Source organism: Humiphilus diazotrophicus, assembly GCF_059726315.1.
Genome location: NZ_AP040870.1, coordinates 2,139,037 through 2,157,571 on the forward strand (window position 1 = coordinate 2,139,037; position 18,535 = coordinate 2,157,571).

12 protein-coding genes are annotated in these 18,535 nt (G+C 51.9%); 9 read left to right on the forward strand and 3 right to left on the reverse strand.

What is annotated here, in order from left to right; translation table 11 throughout:
• The first annotated feature begins 1 nt into the window (after position 1).
• From dapB to AC6I7T_RS09975, 4 genes are all read left to right on the forward strand, one after another.
• Entirely contained in the window at positions 2-685 is a 684-nt protein-coding gene (gene dapB, locus AC6I7T_RS09960) for a 4-hydroxy-tetrahydrodipicolinate reductase (RefSeq protein ID WP_497793227.1), read from the forward strand.
• A 418-nt stretch (positions 686-1,103) separates the two neighbouring features.
• Positions 1,104-2,009 carry a 4-hydroxy-tetrahydrodipicolinate synthase gene (gene dapA, locus AC6I7T_RS09965; protein ID WP_497793228.1) on the forward strand — a complete coding sequence of 302 codons (906 nt, stop codon included), beginning with the start codon at positions 1,104-1,106 and terminating at the stop codon, positions 2,007-2,009.
• A gap of 251 nt (positions 2,010-2,260) precedes the next feature.
• Positions 2,261-3,112 (forward strand): 2,3,4,5-tetrahydropyridine-2,6-dicarboxylate N-succinyltransferase, encoded by an 852-nt coding sequence (locus AC6I7T_RS09970; protein ID WP_497793230.1) that lies wholly within the window; start codon positions 2,261-2,263, stop codon positions 3,110-3,112.
• 40 nt (positions 3,113-3,152) lie between these two features.
• Positions 3,153-4,808, forward strand: coding sequence for a ribonuclease J (locus tag AC6I7T_RS09975; RefSeq protein ID WP_497793231.1), 1,656 nt, complete (start codon positions 3,153-3,155; stop codon positions 4,806-4,808).
• Positions 4,809-4,915: 107 nt separating this feature from the next.
• On the opposite strand, the gene AC6I7T_RS09980 is transcribed toward AC6I7T_RS09975, so the two are convergent.
• Positions 4,916-5,494 carry a cysteine hydrolase family protein gene (locus tag AC6I7T_RS09980; RefSeq protein WP_497793232.1) on the reverse strand — a complete coding sequence of 193 codons (579 nt, stop codon included), beginning with the start codon at positions 5,492-5,494 and terminating at the stop codon, positions 4,916-4,918.
• 170 nt (positions 5,495-5,664) lie between these two features.
• Between AC6I7T_RS09980 and AC6I7T_RS09985 the strand changes: the two genes are divergently transcribed.
• The 4 genes from AC6I7T_RS09985 (at position 5,665) to AC6I7T_RS10000 (ending at position 11,584) form a co-directional block, all read left to right on the forward strand.
• Positions 5,665-6,642 (forward strand): threonine ammonia-lyase, encoded by a 978-nt coding sequence (locus tag AC6I7T_RS09985; RefSeq protein WP_497793233.1) that lies wholly within the window; start codon positions 5,665-5,667, stop codon positions 6,640-6,642.
• Positions 6,643-6,688: 46 nt separating this feature from the next.
• Positions 6,689-7,708, forward strand: a complete 1,020-nt coding sequence (locus AC6I7T_RS09990; protein ID WP_497793234.1) for a tetratricopeptide repeat protein — start codon at positions 6,689-6,691, stop codon at positions 7,706-7,708.
• 108 nt (positions 7,709-7,816) lie between these two features.
• Entirely contained in the window at positions 7,817-8,695 is an 879-nt protein-coding gene (locus AC6I7T_RS09995) for an undecaprenyl-diphosphate phosphatase (protein ID WP_497793235.1), read from the forward strand.
• 423 nt (positions 8,696-9,118) lie between these two features.
• Positions 9,119-11,584 carry a DNA translocase FtsK gene (locus AC6I7T_RS10000; RefSeq protein WP_497793237.1) on the forward strand — a complete coding sequence of 822 codons (2,466 nt, stop codon included), beginning with the start codon at positions 9,119-9,121 and terminating at the stop codon, positions 11,582-11,584.
• Here the strand turns inward: AC6I7T_RS10000 and AC6I7T_RS10005 are convergent.
• Complete coding sequence (locus AC6I7T_RS10005) at positions 11,574-12,584, reverse strand: helix-turn-helix domain-containing protein (protein ID WP_497793238.1); 1,011 nt, start codon at positions 12,582-12,584, stop codon at positions 11,574-11,576. The genes AC6I7T_RS10000 and AC6I7T_RS10005 overlap by 11 nt on opposite strands.
• Before the next feature lie 101 nt (positions 12,585-12,685).
• Between AC6I7T_RS10005 and AC6I7T_RS10010 the strand changes: the two genes are divergently transcribed.
• On the forward strand, positions 12,686-13,231 hold the full coding sequence (locus tag AC6I7T_RS10010; RefSeq protein ID WP_497793240.1) for a hypothetical protein: 546 nt from the start codon (positions 12,686-12,688) through the stop codon (positions 13,229-13,231).
• A gap of 120 nt (positions 13,232-13,351) precedes the next feature.
• On the opposite strand, the gene AC6I7T_RS10015 is transcribed toward AC6I7T_RS10010, so the two are convergent.
• Positions 13,352-18,247, reverse strand: coding sequence for an Ig-like domain repeat protein (locus tag AC6I7T_RS10015; RefSeq protein WP_497793241.1), 4,896 nt, complete (start codon positions 18,245-18,247; stop codon positions 13,352-13,354).
• Positions 18,248-18,535: the final 288 nt, after the last annotated feature.

Sequence of the window (18,535 nt, forward strand, 5' to 3'; positions counted from 1 at the left end):
CATGCTCTTTTTAGTTTTGGGTACAGGGAAAACGGGCTCGATTGTTGCACAGATCGCCCACGAGAGGGGCCATGGCGTACGGGTTATCGGTGAAGACGAAAATCATAACGCCTCGGCCTTGACCGCTCCATGTCTTGCCGGTGTAGATGCCGTTATCGACTTCACTACGCCGGAAGCTGTTGTGCCAAACATGAAAGCATGTTTGGCAAATGGCGCTCGTATGGTTGTCGGCACAACAGGTTGGTATCAGCATCTGGAGGAGATGCGCGCTCTGGCACTTCGCCGGAATGCTGGCCTTCTCTATGGAACCAACTTCTCTGTCGGGGTACAGACCATGTTTCGGGTAGTGCGAGAGCTGGCAACCGCAGCAAAAACCGGCTATCGCTTCTCTATCACCGAGACACACCACGTGACGAAAAAAGACGCTCCCTCGGGAACGGCTCTTTCCATTCGTCAGGTTGTGCAAGAGGTCAACCCGGACTTGGACGTAGAAATTACTTCCAAACGCGAGGGCGATGCTTCTGGAATCCATGTTCTCGAAGCTCGTTCCGAAAATGACGTTATCGAGATTCGTCACGAAGCGTTTTCGCGCCGAGGATTTGCCGAAGGTGCTGTTCGCGCAGCAGAGTGGGTTGCAGGAAAGACCGGCTGCTGGGACTTCCGGGAGATCTTCGAGCAGATATAGAAAAAGCAGCTAAGGTCCGGGCAGCTGGTAAAGCGGGCAGCTAAAAGCCGGTCGGCTAAGAACCGGGCAGCTAAACCTGCTATCAGCTCTAGACTTTCATCAATTATGAGCGCTACCGATCTCAACCCGGCAGCGCTCATCAGCTTTCCTAAGCCACTCGCATAACAATCAAACGCAATCTATTCATACAAGAATCTGGCAGCTATAGCATTTCCCGAAAAGATGTAGACCGAAGCAATAGAAGTTGGCGCGGCTTTCCGCCAAAGAAAGCCGCTCTTCACCCTACTTAGAAAATTCACAGTATTTCGGGAAATGCCTTAAGCACCTTTCTGCTGACCGCTTCACCAGCTGACAGGACCTTGGCTGACCGGCTTTTCGCTGACCGCTTCTCAGCCGCTTGATATAGACTCCAATTGTTATGGACGTGATGGGTTGTGGTACGGCGCTGGTAACTCCCTTTCGGGAAGACAGCTCGATTGATGAGCAAGCCCTTGTTTCGCTTGTAAATTGGCAGATTGAATCTGGAATCAACTTTTTGGTGGCCTGTGGTTCCACCGGAGAAGCAGCCACGCTGAACGACGAGGAATGGCTTCACGTTGTGCGGCTTGTGGTTGAAACATCGGCTAAGCGCGTTCCTGTATGGGCAGGATGTACCGTTAACTCTACCCGTGAAGCTGTTGCTAAAGCTGAAAAACTGGCAAAGGTTCCTGGCGTTGATGCAATGCTGACGGCCAGCCCTTATTACAACAAGCCCTCGCAAGAAGGACAGTACGTGCACTTCCGTGCAATGGCGGAAGCCGTCGCTCCGCTGCCGGTTGTGCTCTACAACATTCCGGGCCGTACGGCGGTTAGTATCTTGCCGGATACAGTGGTTCGGCTGGCACACGACGTTCCCAATATCATTGCAATCAAGGATTCAGGCGGGAATCTTGCACAGACTGCGCGGATGATCCATGCTCTTCCGTCGAATTTCCGCGTCTATTGTGGAGACGACAACTTAGCGCTGCCCTTCCTCTCTATCGGAGCCTCGGGTTTGATCAGCGTAGCTGCAAATGAAGTTCCCACAGAATTATCGGAAATGGTAAATGCCGGGATACAAGGAGATTGGGATACTGCTCGCAGCTTGAACAAGAAATATTTCCCTCTCATGGAAGCAAATTTCCTGGAATCTAATCCAGCCCCGGCAAAAGCCGTTCTCGCCATGATGGGCCGCATGAAGGAATCTTGCCGCTTACCGTTAATGGCACCCAGCCGTGAGACCAAAGCGCGTCTGGAAAAGATAGCGAGTGAATTGGGACTCCTGGCCCATGCGCGGATTGGCTAGAACAATTCCTCGTGGGTGTATCCCAGCGTAAAAAACCATTTATTCCCTATACCCCATTCCTGTCCGTGTGCCCTCCGGCGACCCGATACAGGTCGCAAGAGGGCATCCGGACTCCTCCTTCACGGAAGCTACCCCAAAGCCTTATGGCTTGAAGACTTCCCTGCTGGAAGCAGGATATTGTCAGTCAGGATCGTCGAAGGATCACAGGCCAAGTTGCAGATCCTGGTAGACTCTGGCATACGGAAAAAGACATGAGCCCCGATAATTCCCTAAAACCGCAAATTGAGAAATTTTTCGCAGCTGGAGCTGCAGCTGCCAACGATTCCGGAGCAGTCCACGCTTTCCTGGAACTGCGAGAGGCGCTAGAAAGCGGAAAGATCCGCTCTGCTGAACCTGATTCCAGCTCTCCTCTTGGGTGGAAGGTCAACGCCTGGGTAAAACAAGGAATCCTGCTTGGATTCCGTCTGGGTGTAATGCGAGAGATGGGCGGAGACGAATTTTCCTTTATCGATAAGCACACCTATCCGGCACGTCGCTTTGTCCCAGATGACGGCGTTCGCATTGTTCCTGGCGGTTCTACCGTCCGAGGGGGAGCCTTTCTGGCCAAAGGCGTTGTTTGTATGCCCCCGATGTATATCAACGTCGGAGCGTACGTGGATGAGGGCACGATGGTCGACTCTCACGCCCTGGTAGGAAGTTGCGCTCAGATCGGTAAGCGTGTGCACCTCAGCGCCGCAGCACAGATTGGTGGCGTTTTGGAGCCGGTCAACGCCAGTCCTGTAATCCTGGAAGACGACGTTCTGGTTGGCGGCAACTGCGGAGTCTACGAAGGAACCGTTGTTCGCCGTAGAGCTGTTCTGGCGGCAGGAACCATCCTGACTCGTGGAACTCCGGTCTATGACGTGGTTCGAGGAGAGGTACTCAAGGCAACAGCCGAGACTCCGCTCATTATTCCGGAGGGCGCAGTCGTCGTTCCCGGCTCCCGTGCCATTCGAAAAGGTAAGGGCATGGAATGGGAACTCAGCCTCTACACCCCTGTAATCATTAAGTATCGCGACGAGAAGACAGACCTGAGCACGACTCTCGAAGATTTGCTTCGGTAGTCTTTGTCTTGTATGGGTGTTAGCATCAAAGATTCAAACAATGCAAGCAGATAAGCTGAAAATCATTCCGCTGGGCGGCCTGGGCGAGTTCGGCATGAACTGCATGGTGCTGCGCTGGCAGGACGACATTATTGTGATCGATGCCGGGTTGATGTTCCCGGAAACCGAGCTCCTCGGCGTCGATATCGTCGTGCCGGATATTACCTACCTGGTTGAAAACCGAGAGTTCGTCCGGGGCATCATTCTGACCCACGGCCACGAAGACCACATCGGCGGCCTGCCGTGGATTCTGAGCGAACTGAACGTACCTGTTTATGGCACAGAATTCACCTTGGCGTATGTAGAAGGCAAGCTGGAAGAGCAAAAGCTGCTGGACCAGACAGAGTTGATCGAAATCGCCCCGAAGAAGAAGTTCACGATTGGCCCGTTCACAATCGAGCCAATTCACGTGACCCACAGCTTGGTGGACTGCGTCTCCTTGGCGATTACAACTCCCGTCGGGGTTATCATCCACACCGGCGACTTCAAGATCGACCTCTCGCCGCTGGACGATAAACCCTTTGATTTGCATACATTTGCGGATTACGGCAACAAAGGGGTGCTGGCTCTTCTTCAGGATTCGACCAATGTCGATCGTCCGGGATATACGCCGGGTGAGGCATCGGTTCGTCCCCGTCTGGATGAGATCTTCTCCCGGACGAAGAAGAAACTCTTCTTTAGCTGTTTCTCCTCCTCGATCTACCGGATGAAGATTGCGCTGGAACTGGCACAGGTACACCATCGTAAGGTCGCAATCATCGGTCGATCCATGGTCGAATCCTCTGAGATTGCCCAGGATCTGGGATATCTCAATGTGCAGCCTGGCTTGATCATCAATCCAGGACAGATTCGCGATTATGCTCCCGAGGAGCTGATGGTTCTGATCAGCGGCACCCAGGGAGAACCCATGAGCGCCCTCTCTCGGGCGGCCGTTGACAATCACAAACATGCTCACATCGAACCGGGAGATACGGTGGTTCTCAGTTCCAGGGTCATTCCGGGGAACGAAAAGAGCATCTTTCGGGTCATCGATCACCTTTACCGGCGGGAAGCTCAGGTCATCTTCGACGATCATGCTTCGGGTTTGATCCACGTCAGCGGACATGGCAGCCAGGAAGAATTGCGGCTCCTCATCAACTTGCTGCGTCCGAAGTTCTTTATTCCAGTCCACGGAGACTACCGGCATCTGAAAAAGCATGCCGATCTGGCGCTTGGCACGGGCGTAATTGACACAGCCCTCCTGCTTGAGAATGGCGACGTCCTCGAGCTCGGCCCGGACAGTATCCAGAAGGGCGACCGAGTACAAGCTGGTCGGGTGCTCATTGATTCCGGCTCCACAGCCGATGTAGTTGAGGATCTGGTGATTCGGGATCGCCGGGCTCTCAGCGAGGATGGAATTGTCCTGCCGATCATTACGATCAACAAGATCACAGGCAAGCTGGAAGCTCAACCGGAAGTCGTAACCAGAGGCTTCGCGGCTGGGGACCTGACGGAAGAGGCTCGCAGTGTTGTACTAAAGACCTTGGACGCCTCCACGGAAGAAGAACGCGGGGATTACGGTGTCGTCAAAGAGAAGATCCGTATCGATCTCAAGCGTTTCATCCAGAAATCGACTGGACGGCGGCCCCTGATCATGCCGGTAATTTTGGAGCTCTAAGCAATTTATTAAAGAGACAAAATTAGCTGGAAGATGGATTTACAGAGAGGGAAGGATACGGTTGAACCGTGCCCTTCCCTCAGCTTTTGCTGCCTACAAGAGTTGGGTCACTTCAACAAATCCATAAATTCTGCTGCACTCAGTACCTGCGTCATGGGCGTCTGAGGAAATACCTTATCGATCAGGCAGTTGTGTACTTCGGCATCCAAATCGGCGCAGCAATCCTTAATCACAATTGTCTGATAATCAGCGTCAGCGGCCTGAAGAAGCGTTGAAAGTACAACTCCGCTCGTAGAAATGCCAAACAACACAAGAGTCTTGATTCCCTGCGCTCTCAAGATCATGTCCAGAGCGGTACCTGTAAAGGCACTGGTTCGATGCTTGGCAATAACAACTTCCTCGCCAACAGGCCCAACCTCTGGGTGAATAGACATGTCGTGTTGTTCGACGAAGCTCTTTACCGTGCCGTATAGAGGATTACCCGAGCCTACCTCGGGAACTCCAGGCCGGAAACCGATCTTGGCATGAATAATCCTTAGCTGACGATCTCTGGCGCTCTTCATCAGCTGCGCAGTCCGTTCCAGAAATTCACCATCTTCCTTGAGATAGATATCTGTAATGGGGATCTGAAGATCCATGCTAAGTACAGCTGTACGTGGCAGATCCAGAGAAAATTGGTCCGTCATGGCCCTCCTCGAAGATATAACTTGCGACCGGCCGCAATCGTGCCGGCTCTCAACAACACACTCGAAAGGTAAATCTTCCGGCAATAGCGAGCAAATCAAGGGGTAAAGGACGCAGTCCCTGCCGTACGGCACAAGGGCAGTTGGACCAAAATCCAGTACGATTGAGATATATGGCACAGGAAGAATTGCTTCAACTCCATGAGATCCAGCAGGCTCAAAAGCGGATTTCCGGCGTAGCTGTCCATACTCCGCTAGTCCGTCTGGAATCGCCCAATCTTCAAGATCAGGCATTTCTGAAAGCTGAGAGCCTTCAACCGATTGGAAGCTTCAAGCTACGCGGTGCATACAACAAGATCGCCAGTCTCTCGGAAGAGCAACGCAGCCGGGGAGTAATTGCCTATTCCAGTGGGAATCATGCTCAGGGAGTCGCTTATGCTGCCCGGGTTTTAGGGATTAAGGCGGTAATCGTTATGCCGACCAATGCCCCGGAGGTAAAGCGGCAGGCGACGGTTTCCTTGGGGGCCGAAATTGTATCGGTAGGCCCATCCAGCATAGAACGCCAGCAGAAGGCCGAGGAACTGGCAGCAAATTGCGGCTACTCCATCATTCCTCCATATAACGATCTGGAAATCATTGCCGGACAGGGAACTTGTGGGCTTGAAATTTTGGAAGACCTTCCCGAAGTCGACCTGGTTCTCGTTCCTACAGGTGGAGGGGGACTTTTGAGCGGAATTGCAGCCGCAATCAAGTTGAGCCGCCCTGAGATCAAAGTGATCGGAGTCGAACCTTCTCTAGCAGCTGATGCCTCAGAGAGTTTCCACACCGGCCATATCGTCACCTATACGACAGAGCAGACCGCTCGCACGCTGGCCGATGGTTTGAGAACCCAGAATATCGGGGAAAAGAACTTCGCCCATCTGCGCGCTTTTGTGGATGCTATGGTCACCGTTACAGAAGAGGAAATTCGGGCAGCCATGCGCGAAATCGTCTTTCGCTCCAGATTAGTTCCGGAGCCAAGCGGCGCTGTAACCGCAGCAGCACTGTTATTCCACTCTGCTTCTTTGCCCTCATACAAAAAAGCAGTTGCAGTCGTAAGTGGCGGAAATGTAGAACCAAACGTCTTAAAAGCAGTACTAGACGAAGCATAGAGTAGATCTCCATCTATCGCAGCACCAGAAAGAAGACGGACCGGCGATGAACTCACGTATTCTATCCGCGATGCGGAAACTACATTTGCAACTTGCTTTTGTTTCGACCCTGCTGGTTTCAGCTGCCTTCGCTCAAGATCAGGCAGCACCTCCCCATGGGCAACGCGCAACCGTCCTTCGAGAAACGATGCTCTACGTCGCTCCGGATAAAGGGGCAGCGAAAGTAGGCCGCATTACTCCGGGCCGGGAGATGGTGATTGCAGAACATAGCGGAAAATGGCTACGCGTTTTCGCAAACACCGACACCATAGAGGCGCACGAAAAGGATGCTCCGATCTTTGGACAAGAGGCAGCTCCTCCACCAATCTCCGGGTGGATGGAAGAGAAGGGAGTCGTCTCGGACTCGACGCCTAAGGGAGATCTAATTCTCTATGGTGAGGCCGCCACACAGGAACGGGCAGCTAGCGAGCCACACTCTCCTCCACGAGCCGCACAGGATGCGCGCCTACTCTACCGCCGTCTGGTAGATTTCTTTCCCAGCTCCAATCTTTCTCCTGAAGGAGCATGGCGTGCCGCCGACATTCGTTGGCAGTTGCAGAAAGCTGACGCCTTCTCTCGTCCTAGCGCGAAAGAAAAGGAAAATTATGTCCGCGAGCGTCTGGACGATGACGAGCTCAAGAAGATCGAGAAGAAATATCCGGGCAGCAAGTGGGCAGATCTGGCAGCCTATGACCGCATTGACAATCAGGTCTGCGGTGACTGGCAAGGCTCCGAAAAGTGTCCAGAGAAAGAAACCAACATCTACGAGAAATACGCGGCGGAACATCCCGACGGTCCCAAGACCGCAGAGGCGCTCTACAACGCCGCATGGCGTCAGTCCGTACTGGTGGACATGTATGATGCAGATAACAACCGCAAGCGCTCTGAAGAAGCCAAGAAACACGCTCTAGATTTAGCTGCAAGGTTACAAAGTCATTTTGCAGCTTCGGATTATGCGGCAAGAGCACAGAGCCTGGTGTACAAATTGGAACAGGGTATTCCTATCTACGGAAATGAGCGCGAATAAGACCGGCTTTTCCCTGACTGCATCTACTGGATGTCGATATTGATCGACTCGTGTCAGAGAGAATGGCTATAGCCGCCGCCTGGATATTACGAAAGGACCAATCTAGCTTTGAACGATTACATCTTGTCTGTACTGCTGGGGATCGTCGAAGGCCTGACAGAATTTTTACCTGTAAGCTCGACGGCACACCTCCGGATTGTGGAGGCGTTGCTACATATTGACCTGACCAGCCCCTACTGGAAGATGTACACCATCGTGATTCAGCTTGGCGCTATTTTGGCACTCTTGCTGCTCTTCCTGGGTCGAGTGGTGGATTTCATTCGTACCTTCCCCAAGGGAGAAAACGGGGATCGGACAGTACTCAATCACCCGCTTACTCTCACGATTGTTGCTTTCTTCTTTACAGCCGCGCCATCTCTCCTCTTTACCAAGGTCATCGGAAAGCATCTGGAGAGCCTGTACGTCATGGCCTTTTCGCTGCTGATCGGCGGCATCATCATGTGGGTTGTCGATGCCATCAGCGACCGGCGCGATCCGGAGACAAAAGATGTCGAAGAAATGTCCCTCCTGCAGGCAATCTGGATTGGCCTGTGTCAGGTGACTTCGGCGGTCTTCCCCGGAACCTCCCGTTCCATGTCCACCATCGCAGCGGGACAAATCGCCAATATGACGCGCCCGGCAGCTCTGGAATTCAGCTTCCTGGTCTCAATCCCGACCATGATTGCGGCAACCGGATATGACCTTCTAAAGACGCTTCATCCCCACACCTCCGAAGCCACAGCCGCAATTGCTCCGCTGGTAATGACCGGACATGACTGGGTGATCCTGGCAATCGGCTTTATCGTCTCCTTTGTCGTTGCTCTGGGCGTTGTAGAGTGGTTTCTGCAGTGGGTTCGAAATCATGGCTTTGTGCCGTTTGCTGTTTACCGCATCATCCTGGGCATCGTTCTTCTGGGACTCCTGCTCAAGGGCGTAAAGCTCGGTTAAAGCTGAAATCTGGAACATCGCTGTCTCATGCCCCTGCAATGAGGATGGGACAGCGATAGTTCGAACCGCAGGACCCCCGCCGCGCAAGATTTATTCTCCCGAAGTGCTCAGTAGCAACTCCCTGCCGCTCCTCTGCTAACTCCTTTATTGGCAATAGTTGACAAACCAGACAGGCAAATACCTCTACCGGATCAATTTTCCCCGGTTTCCGAAGTCGATACCCTCAGGAGCCGGATCACATTTTCTCCTGCTTGGGCCCATCCCATCTTTGGGATAATCAATACTGCTCTGGTGTCTCAATATCTCGTTTTCAGGATCCGCTGCCTGCAAGCAAGGCACGGGGCTCTACTCTCTACGACTGAAAACGGGGTTGTGCCTCCTGCGTCCTCACTCGACGCCGAGAAAGCACGCCGCACGCTCTGAATGAAGCCAATCAAACTGGTACTTACACCCACTCGTCACCGCCGCCTCAATGAAATGATTGGGCTTATTCTGCTGGTGGCCGCGGCACTCCTTTTCCTCGCTCTTGTTTCGTATCACGCAACGGACCCCTCCCTCAATACCATCGGGGGATACACAACAGGACGGCCCGTTCGCAATTGGGTTGGAGTTGTCGGAGCCAATCTGAGCGATTTGCTCCTGCAGATCGAAGGCATTGCGGCCTTCTGCTTCCCGGTATACCTGGGAGCCTTGGGCTACACATGGCTTCGGTCACGTCCAACCGGTTCACCAAAATCGAAACTGGCAGGCCTGACACTCTGCTCAATCTTTACCCCAACCTTGGCAGCGCTCTTGCCAGGACATCTGCATTGGGCTCACGCCATTCCTATTGAAGGCCTCCTGGGACGCCTGGTAGCAGACGAGCTCATCACCTATCTGAACTTCCCTGGAGCCTGCGTCGTTGCCATTACGGTCGTAGGCATCGGCATTTATCTCAGCACCACCTTCAGCTTCAGCACTGCTAGCGAAACGCTTGCGATACGCATGGCCTTCATACATGCCTGGCGTGATCGCTGGAATAACTGGAAAAAACGCCGCCAGGCTCGTAAGGCCGAAGCACAGGAGAGGCGTGCCGCCGAAAGAGCCAGGAAGGCAGCAGAGAAAGAAGCCAAACGGAAAAGGCACAATCCGGAAAGCCCTATCGACGATCTGGATGTTCCAGCAGTGCGCCGTCAGGATGGCTTTGCCGAGCTATATCCTGAACCGGAAGCTCCGGCAACCCTCTGGGACGAAATGCCACGGGCAGTGGTTCCCGACCCCGAACCTGAGCCTGTTCCAGAGCCGAAGATCACCGAACCAATCCGCCAACCGCAGCCCGTTGCCGAGCAACCAGCTCCACAAGCAAAACCCCAGACCTCCGGAATCGCTGTCAACGAGCGAGCTGATGCAGCACTACAACCCGTAACCGTCACGCAAAAGCACGTTAGCGGTTACAAATTGCCACCGAGTTCCCTGCTCTTCCGTAGTGAGACACCTCAGGTTGTTCGGGAAGACGAACTGCGGGAAGAGGCGCAGATCCTTGTAGAAAAGTGCGGCGAATTCGATGTCCGCGGACAAGTGACGCAAATCAACCCCGGCCCTGTTGTCACGACCTTCGAATTCAAACCTGATCCTGGCGTGAAATATAGCCGCGTGACAGGACTGGCAGAAGATCTCTGTTTGGCAATGAGTGCCGAAAGCATCCTGATCGAGCGCATGGCAGGTAAAAGCACCGTCGGCATTCAGGTGCCAAACCATGATCGCGATACCATCTGGCTGCGCGACATTATCGAGTCAGACACCTTCATTAAGGCAAAATCCAGGCTTACCCTTTCCATGGGGAAGGACATTAATGGCCGCATCGTAACGGCAGATTTAGCCACGATGCCTCACGTGCTCATCGCAGGTTCTACAGGAAGCGGTAAGTCCGTCGCCATCAATGCCATGATCATGTCCATCCTCTACCGCTGCACACCGGAACAGGTGCGCATGATCCTGGTCGATCCCAAGCGCGTAGAACTGGGAATGTATGACGGTATCCCTCATCTCTTTACGCCGATCATCACCGAACCTAAGCTGGCAGCTAACGCTCTGAAAAATGCGGTCCGTGAAATGGAACGCAGACTCAAACTGTTAGCCTCGCGCAGCGTTCGGAACATCGATCAATTCAATAAGCTCTTCGAGAATGGCAGCCTCTTTGAGGATGATGACGAACAGGGACCACTTCCATACATCCTGATCATCATTGATGAGTTGGCCGATTTGATGATGCTCGATAAGGCCAATGTAGAAGAAGCCATTACACGTCTGGCCCAGATGGCTCGCGCCGTCGGAATACACCTTGTGCTTGCAACGCAGCGGCCATCGGTCGATGTCATCACCGGATTGATCAAAGCTAATGTTCCAACACGTATTTCCTTCCGGTTGGCAACCAAGGTGGACTCACGCACTATCCTGGACTCGAACGGTGCAGAGAGCCTGTTAGGTCGCGGCGACATGCTCTTCCTGCCACCCGGAACCTCGCGGCTACAGCGTTTGCATGCTCCCTTCGTTACGGAAAAGGAAACTGCAGCTGTCGTGGAGTTCTGGAAGAATCAAGGCGAAGCGCAGTATGCCGAAGGCTTCCTGGAATCGCCTAAGGACGAAAAAGGACGCGATCTTGACGGTGATGGCGGTGGAGAAGAGGACAACGATGAACTCTTCGACGATGCGGTAAGGCTCGTCTTTGAATTTGGAAAAGCCTCGACATCTCTGCTGCAAAGGCGTCTCCGCATTGGTTATGGCCGCGCTGCACATCTGATCGACATGATGGAGCGTGACGGACTCGTTGGACCTGCCGATGGATCGAAGCCACGCGAAATCTTGAAGTCTCCCGGATGGTTGAACGAGACCGAAGAGTCTATGAGATAAGGACAGGCCCTTGCCTGCGGTATTGGCGAGGGCTCACTCCGAATTCCGAACGAAAGGCCCGGTTAAAGTTCGATACATCTCCGAACCCACAGTCGAAAGCAATATCGAGGACCTTCCGAGGTTCATCCATCAACCTGACAGCTGCCTGACGCAGGCGGGACCGAAGGACATATTGATGAGGTGTTAGTCCTGTGACCTGCTCGAAGACACGTAAGAAATGGTATGCACTTAACCTCGCTATCTTTGCCAGCTGCTGAAGAGTGAAGTCGGCACTTGGCTCATGCTCCATCATCCGAATAACACGTGTTACCCGTTCCTCTGCCATTGGTATAGTCGTGCCAGTCCGAGGAGAGAAATCCCCCACAAGCTTCATTGTCTGAACAGCTAAGCGAATACCCAGCTCTTCCCAAGAAACAACTCTTCCGTACATAAGGCCAGCAAGAGCGCCAGCCACCAAGGGAGATAAAGACCGCAAAGGTGGAACCCTTATCGCTTGAAAAACTGGCCGTTGACTTCTATCCCCCGCACTTGAGGCAAGATCTTCGAACATCGCTTCTGAGTAGTGGAAAGCAATGCAACGGTCTCCAGTACCATGCTCGTGTCCACATTCAAAACTCTGTCCTGGATTACCAAGCAAAAGTGAACCTGGCATCATCAATTCACGAGTTGCCGTTGAGCGGCCACCAAGTCCGGTCCGATATTGGAAACTGCCTTGAATAACAAGCGCGATGGAAAAGGTTGAGTGCCGTTCTTCAAAAGAACGATCTTGCGGACCAGCGGTACAGAGAACATCGTCCACAGACCAATCATCACCGCTCGCCAACGAGCGAGAAGTAATCTCTCCGCGCGATCCTGTCACTGCACGACGGGTAAGAGCCCTTTTCAACGAGAAACCAGCATCACGGTGCGCAACTCTTCTTGATGAAAGGTCTGCGCCAGCTTTCGTGTCTCCACCACATCCATGCTGATTTTGTTTTGGTTCCACCGCAATTTTTGCCAAGAATTCGTCTCCCAGGGAGCCGTATAACCGGACCAGCAATACGGAAGGGATACATCTTCCCTTCTCCGATTGCATCTTGGATGTATTTTAGGAGCCTTTCGATGACTACTGGCACGATTGAAGAAAAAGTAGATTTCCTACAAACGCTGGCCGCAGCCGGTCGTAACTCCGAAATTCCTGAGGATCTGGATATTTATGGCTGGCTCATCGGAAGCTGGGAGCTGGACGTCCGATTCTATCGTACCGACGTTTCTACACAGAAGCTTAAAGGCGAAGCGCACTTCGGACGAGTATTGGAGGGCAGAGCGGTACAAGACACCTGGATCATGCCGCAAAGAACCGATCGCACAGCTGTTATCGACAGAACCTGCAATATGTACGGCACAACCTTTCGTATGTGGGATCCTGCCATTCAGGCATGGCGCGTGACCTGGATAAATCCAGTAACAGGCATGCGAGACGAGCTTATCGGCAGACGCCAGGGTAATGAAGTTATTCAAGTCGGAACTCATTCGAATGGAGTTCCCATACGCTGGATCTTTACAGAAATTACAGCCAACTCTTTCCGCTGGATTGGCGATGCTCTCGACACAGATGGAAAAAGCTGGAAGCGTGAAGGAGAATTTCTGGCTACACGGACTCGCTAAAGATGTAAGTATCGGAATCACTCAGGTATCCGCGCGGCCATTCTTTCAAGAACCGGAACAGACACTCCTTGAGTTGCTATCACTGCAACACGGTGGAAAGAATGGCCACACCTCAGGAACTTATTGCTGAACAACTAAGGTGAAATTCGAAGACGACTGTAACTTTCCGCATGTCGCTGTCACCACCACAGCATAGCTCGTAGAGTTCGAGGAACCTTGCCCCTTCAATGCCACGATGCCGGAACATCCAGCCAGTCCACCCAATGTCACAAGGAAAAGCATCAGAATCATAACCCGTTGGCGCGAAACTCTTTGTCTCCGTATTTGAAAAGGCAGTATTCCCATAAACGGCAGCAACATGCCGAATAAAACAGGCTTTCCAAACAGAGCACTCGCAGTTTGAACATGGCTCATATCGATCGTAAGAGTCACAACGGTTTCGGAACTGCCTGCTTTAACTACTTGCGGAGAAAATGTAGCAACGGCTCCCGAGGGCAGACCAGCTATCGAAAAGGTCACATCATCCGGCAAAGTTGACGCCCCACCGGGCATGACCGTAAAGCTATAGAGAATCGAAGACCCTTGTTTTACGGTCTGAGACGGAGAACCGGTCACACTCACGGAGAAGGTATCCATGACCTTTAATACAACGGTCGCCGTACTCGCCGAATAATTCTGTGTGTCCGCAGGGAAAAATGTAACGGAGAGGGTGTTGTCTCCACCCACGGGTGTGGTACCGGCTGCCGGGCTATAAACAAAAGATCCAGAGACGGAGGCCGTCGCATTCAGCTGGGTACTGCTCAAGGAGGCTCCATACGTTATCGGCTGCGGAGTCGCCCAGCTTATGACAGGAGTGGCCTTATTCACGGTCAATACAACCTTAGCCGACGTTGACTCACAGTTTGCCGCATCGTCGGGATCAAAGGTCACCGATAATGTCTGATTCCCGCTATCTAGGACCGTTCCCAGTGCCGGCTTATAGCTAAACTTTCCCGGGACAGAAGCCGCTGCATTCAGCTGGGTGCTGCTCAGAGAAGTTCCATACGTTATTGTCTGAGGGTTCGCCCAGCTTATGACAGGAGTAGCCTTATTCACGGTCAATACAACCTTAGCCGTGGTTGACTGATAGTCTGCAGTGTCATCGGGATCAAAGGTTACCGATAACGTCTGATTTCCACTCCCAAGAATCGCTCCAAGCGCCGGTTTATAACTAAACTTTCCGGAAACGGAAGCCGTCGCATTTAGCTGGCTCGCGCCTAATGGATTGCCATACGTTATCGGTACCGGTGCGGCCCAGGTAATCGACGGTGTTTGTTTAGCCGCCTTTACAGTTAGCGGCACTGTTGTTGTGACTATCGCATAATCTTCTGTGTCATTTGGAGTAAAGACAACTGAAAGGATATTGCTGCCTGCCAGCAACACAGATCCAGCCGCGGGATTATAGGCAAAGGAACCATCTACAGACGATGTTGCATTTAGCTGGATTCCACTCAATGCGGTTCCATAGACAATATCCGATGGCTTGGGCCAGGTAAGCGCAGGTATTGCCTTATCTACTTCAAGCATCATCGAAGCTGAAGCAGCATTGTATCTCGTAGCATCGGCTGGAGTGAAAGAAACAGCTAGAAGATGATTTCCAGCCTTAACAATTGCGCCTGATGCAGGGCTATACGTAAACGTACCGGCAACGGACGAGGTGGCATTCAACTGAACACTGCTTAACGCAGTTCCATAGGTAATCGCCATAGGCATAGACCAGGGAATTTCCGGCGTTGCCTTATTCACGGTCAAGCCTACAGTCTTTGTAACCGGCAAATAGTTTGCCGTATCGTCTGGAGTGAATGTCACAGACAAACTTTGACTTCCTACATCGGGCACCGTTCCGGCAGCAGGAGAATAGGCAAAGCTCCCAGAAACAGAAGCCGCTGCATTCAGCTGTGTACTGCTAAGAGCTGTCCCATAGGTGATGGCTGCAGGCGAGGACCACGTAACGGCGGGTGTAGTTCCAGCATTTGCTGTCAACGTAAATGTAGCCATCGTGCTCACACCTGAAACACCAGCGTGAGCAGTCAACGATCCGATAGTGGTCGGAGTCGCCACGACAGAGGCTTGTCCAGTACTGTCCGTTGTCGCCCTTCCACCATTGCTGAAAGTGAGCCCAGCACCGCTGAAGGTTACTACAATGCCGGCAAGAGGCTGATCACTGGCATCTGTCACCCTAGCGGAAAGAGGGCTTCTAAACGCCATCCCCAAAGCAATAGCCTGATTTGAGCCGCTCGCTACGCTGATAGCTGGAGTAAGTATTGTTTCCGTAATGTTGGCGCTATAACTACGATTGAAAGAAGCATCTCCCTGATAAATGGCTTGAATAGAATGATTACCAGCTGCCAGTGAAGAAACTACAAGAATCGCATGACCACTCCCGTCCAATGTGCCCTGACCAAGAAATGTTCCGTTATCTATAAAATTCACAACGCCGGTAGGCGTACTACCAACACCTGAAACGGTGGCAGTAAAAGTCACCGGAGACCCCATATTTGCAGAGCTCACATCGGTGGCAAGCGAGGTAGATGACAGACCCAATACAACAAGAAATGGATACGTCGTTATATTGCCGCTATCTGGCGCAGTCCCAGCCCCCTGATTTCCATAGGCAGCATAAACGTACAGCATATGTAGCCCCTGCTCCATTCCATCGAGGGAGAAGCTGTAGTTGGCAGGATTAGCTCCGCTTGCAGAATTTGCCGTTGCCTGTTTCCAGGCACCCTGTGTGGTATCAACCTGATAATAGAGCGTTGAAGATGCAAGGGCATTCGGGGAAAACGAACTCGTCACTGTAGCAGTAAACGATGGGCTTCCAGAGGTAGTGCCATATACATGTAGTCCTGGAATTGCATGAGCATCGGCAACCCCGGTTACGACGGTGTTTAGAGGAACCTGTTGAATCGTAGCTTCCGACAGGACCGATACATTCGCAGTATTCTCATTTGCGAAATAAGCGTTATTGGTTACTGGATTGACTGCCACAGCAGCAGGAGTGATTCCAATAAACACCGATGCAGTTGTATTCGTTGTCCCATCGATAACGGTCACAGAACCATTTCCACCTGCAACATAAACCTTGTTGGTCCCAGGATTCACCGTGACATCGTTAGGATAGGAGCCGACCGCAACAGAACTAACAGCATTTGTTTCACCATCGATCACTAAAACAGTGTTTTCATGGCTATCCCATTCAACTATATAAATCTTGTTCGTTAGAGGATTTATGCTTATTTGATAAGGAGAATCTCCCAAAGGAGCATTTCCAACCGGAATCGTAGCAATCGTTGTATCGCTTGAACCATCAAGCACCGTGATCGTGTTGCTGGCCCAATTACTCACGTAGACTTTGTTTGTTACGGGATTCACCGCAACGGCGCGAGGTTGAGTGCCTACGACTACCGTCCTTAAAGCAGTATCGGTAGCTCCATCGATCACCGTAATACTATTGCCGAACCAGTTCGCAGCATAGATTTTATTGGTAACGGGGTTTACTGCGATTCCTCGAGGGTTATAGCTGACAGGAACCGAGGTCGTGGCATTCGTCGCTCCATCGATTACGCTCACATCGCCGCTATCCCAGTTGGCAACATATATTTTATTGGTGACTGGGTTTACAACTATACCCCGAGGAGAAAGACCAACGGGTACATTCGTTGGAGTGTTTGACATCTCATCGATTACGGTTACATAGCCGTGGTCATTCGAGACATAGACCTTGCCAGTTACCGCGTTTACGGCAATAGCCCAGGGATTCGGCATGGCAGTCACGGGAGTGGCCGCATTGTTTCCGCCGTCAATCACCGTGACGTCTCCACCCGCGTTGTTTCCCACATAGATTTTGTTAGTTACCGGGCTGACAGCCACCGTAAAAGGATGTGCGCCTGCAGGTATCGTAGCGGCTATGGAATATTTCGCTCCATCGATCAGGGTCACATCATTACTATCGGCATTGGCAATGTAAACCCGGTTTGTCAGGGGATTCACGCCCACCCAGCGCGGCCCTATTCCCGCCGTCGCAAATTGACTCGAACCATTGCTTGCGCCATCGATAATGGTCAGATTTCCGCCATGATTGGCGACGTAGATCTTGTTCGTCTGAATATCTATTGCGAGAGCAATAGGACCCGTTCCAGCAGACACACTACTGACAGCATTCGTGCCGCCATCGATTACCGTAACGTCGTTGCTGGCATAATTGGCAACATAGATTTTATTGCTGAGAACATTTACGGCGACCGCGTCCTGCTGGCCTCCAGGTGTAGTCACGATCGACGCTGTACTACTCGCCCCATCAATTACAGTTATATTTCCGCCATAATTACTGACGTAGATCTTGTTTGTGACCGGATTAACCGCTATTCCATTGGGAGAAGTTCCCGAAGCAACTGAGCTCGTGCTGTTCGTTGCCCCATCGATCACAGTTATGTCGTTACTTCCGAAATCTGCAACATAAATCTTATTGGTGACCGGATTTACCGCAATTGCACGTGGAGTTGTTCCGACTGAAACTGTCGCAATGCTGGAGGTTGTTGCTCCATCGACTACCGTAACGGTGTTGTCCCCGGAATCCGCGACGTAGATCTTATTGGTGACTGGATTAATAGCAATTGATGAGGGATTGAGACCTACAGTGACAGTAGAGGAAACGGCATTTGTCTCGTCTATGATGCTGATGCTTTGTTCACCTGAATTTGCAACATAGACTTTATTGGTGAGCGGATTAGCAGCAACTACCTTAGGGTTGATCCCCACAGCTATCGTAGTTGTAGCACCATTCTTCCCGTCGATGACGGTTACACTGTTATCCCCATAGTTGGCAATATAGACCCTGCTTGTTACAGGATTGATTGCCCCAGACCATGGAGTGATACCTGAAGCAACAGTTGCAGTCACAGTTTGTGCCTGCAATAGATATTGGCCGAGGAATGCCGTAACGGCCAGAGCCCCCCAAAAGACAACACTTCGCCTCATCCGCATCTTGACGTGCATGCTTCCTGATTCGCCCAAAAGGTTTCTTATCTACGTCGGGGGAACGCAGCCTATTCTTTTTCTTTCAATTGAATTGGTACTTTGATAACTATATCGGTTGTATTTGCCATATTCGTCAGTACCTTATGAAGTGTTTCCTTGTGGCTAAAATATCTAATCCCACAATGGTCACAACCAGCCGAGTACGAGCAGGGAAAAAGTAACTTCAACCTTAACGATCTGCGTACAAACCTATAACTTTCTAATAAACGGCAGGACATCGTTCCTGAA

Bases quoted from the DNA above. Each gene is read 5' to 3' on its own strand.
- AC6I7T_RS10015 (WP_497793241.1), bottom strand. From the start codon at position 18,247: ATGAGGCGAAGTGTTGTCTTTTGGGGGGCTCTGGCCGTTACGGCATTC.
- dapA (WP_497793228.1), top strand. From the start codon at position 1,104: ATGGACGTGATGGGTTGTGGTACGGCGCTGGTAACTCCCTTTCGGGAA.
- AC6I7T_RS10010 (WP_497793240.1), top strand. From the start codon at position 12,686: ATGACTACTGGCACGATTGAAGAAAAAGTAGATTTCCTACAAACGCTG.
- AC6I7T_RS09980 (WP_497793232.1), bottom strand. From the start codon at position 5,494: ATGACGGACCAATTTTCTCTGGATCTGCCACGTACAGCTGTACTTAGC.
- AC6I7T_RS09990 (WP_497793234.1), top strand. From the start codon at position 6,689: ATGAACTCACGTATTCTATCCGCGATGCGGAAACTACATTTGCAACTT.
- AC6I7T_RS10000 (WP_497793237.1), top strand. From the start codon at position 9,119: ATGAAGCCAATCAAACTGGTACTTACACCCACTCGTCACCGCCGCCTC.
- dapB (WP_497793227.1), top strand. From the start codon at position 2: ATGCTCTTTTTAGTTTTGGGTACAGGGAAAACGGGCTCGATTGTTGCA.
- AC6I7T_RS09975 (WP_497793231.1), top strand. From the start codon at position 3,153: ATGCAAGCAGATAAGCTGAAAATCATTCCGCTGGGCGGCCTGGGCGAG.
- AC6I7T_RS09970 (WP_497793230.1), top strand. From the start codon at position 2,261: ATGAGCCCCGATAATTCCCTAAAACCGCAAATTGAGAAATTTTTCGCA.
- AC6I7T_RS09985 (WP_497793233.1), top strand. From the start codon at position 5,665: ATGGCACAGGAAGAATTGCTTCAACTCCATGAGATCCAGCAGGCTCAA.